This window comes from Niveispirillum sp. FG156 (genome assembly GCF_057809555.1).
The window spans coordinates 1-1,445 of sequence record NZ_JBMDKE010000089.1; the positions used below are offsets into that span (position 1 = coordinate 1).

Sequence of the window (1,445 nt, forward strand, 5' to 3'; positions counted from 1 at the left end):
CTACGGGATTCACACATTTTGTAGTGCCGTTGAGGCGAGAGCCAGACCTTCTGCGATAGCGGCGAGGCGATCCCAGCCTCGCCGCATGGTTTTTGGCCCTGGTGGTTTATAGTAGCAGTTCCAGCCCCCCAGGCGGGCGACGATCCAACTGAGCCAGGCGAGGCTTTTGGGCGGGTGTGGATTTTTCTGGCGCGGGGTCTTGCCTTCCAGCCTTGGGCCGATGGCGACGGCGGCGGCAATTTCCGTTGCGTCCGCCACATCCTCAGCCGGGCGGGGGCTTCCGTCACGGGCATCGACCAGTTGGACGATGCGGACGGCGGCATCCATGGCCAACATCGCCAGATTGAACAGCCTGTGCGGCTCGACTGTCTGGGCTTCCTCCAGCCGCAAGCCATCACTTTTGAGCATACGGAAGCACTGTTCGATGCGCCAGCGCAGCCGGTACAAGCGGACAATCTCGGCCGCTGTTTCGGGGGTGTTTGCCGGCAGCGTCGTCAGCAGGCGCCAGTGCAGCGGCTCCACGCCGGGCGGCGGGCTGCACTCTTCGGCTTCAACCAGCGTTACCGTCAATGTCGGCGCATCCCCTTCGCGCTTGCCATGACGAGGATGGCGCAAGGCGACCTCGCCGCCGCGCAACGCCACTTCAGCATCGCGCCCGCGATCACCGGGCCGACGCGGAGCCACCCGGACTACCTGTCGGGCCAATAGCGGCCAGGGACGGGCGGCGTCGAACAGACGTGTGCCATCCGCCAACGCCCGGTTCTGTGCCGCCCGTACGACCAACTGCGTCCCAACCGGACGACGGGCGAAAAGCGCGTAAATGTCGCTCTCGCGATCACCGACCACGACGATCTCCCGCGCCGATGCCAGCCGGATCGATGCAGCCTCGGTCGCGCTCAGCCATCGCCGCGCTTCCTTATCGTCCAGCCCGCGGCTTCGCCGCTGAACGACATCCACGCCATCACGCGTCCAGATCGTCGCATCGACAAGCCCAAGAACGGCCTCATCGTCGGCATCAATGGCAACCGCCGCATGGATGAAAAAGCCCGGCGTTTCACCAGTGCGCCCCGCAGGCCCCAGCTTCGTTCGATGGCGACCAGGAAAATTGATCTCCGTCGTGTCCTGCGCCACCACAACCCGGCGACCCGTCACCGCACCACCAGTACGCAGCCCAAGGCATCCAAGGATCTTTGCAGGCGTAACATCGGGCGACGACAAAACACGGTGCGCCGACATCTCTCCGGCACGGCTGCCACCAAGCTGACGCACAACAACCGAGGACCGTTCCACCATCGACCGTTCAAGCTGCAAAATTGCTGCCGATCGCCGCTTATCGCCAAACGCATCATCAAAAATAGACATGGGCTGCTACCTCCTGCGGGAGATCGCAGACCATTGATTCACTACAAACAAAGCAACGCAACTCAAATCTGTGAATGCCGTAG

1 protein-coding gene is annotated in these 1,445 nt (G+C 63.1%); it reads right to left on the bottom strand.

Annotated features, from left to right (window positions below; all coding sequences use genetic code 11):
• Nucleotides 1-9 precede the first annotated feature (9 nt).
• Nucleotides 10-1,362 carry an IS4 family transposase gene (locus tag ACODSP_RS28175; RefSeq protein ID WP_488968820.1) on the bottom strand — a complete coding sequence of 451 codons (1,353 nt, stop codon included), beginning with the start codon at nt 1,360-1,362 and terminating at the stop codon, nt 10-12.
• Between the last annotated feature and the right edge of the window lie 83 nt (nt 1,363-1,445).

Bases quoted from the DNA above. Each gene is read 5' to 3' on its own strand.
- ACODSP_RS28175 (WP_488968820.1), bottom strand. From the start codon at position 1,362: ATGTCTATTTTTGATGATGCGTTTGGCGATAAGCGGCGATCGGCAGCA.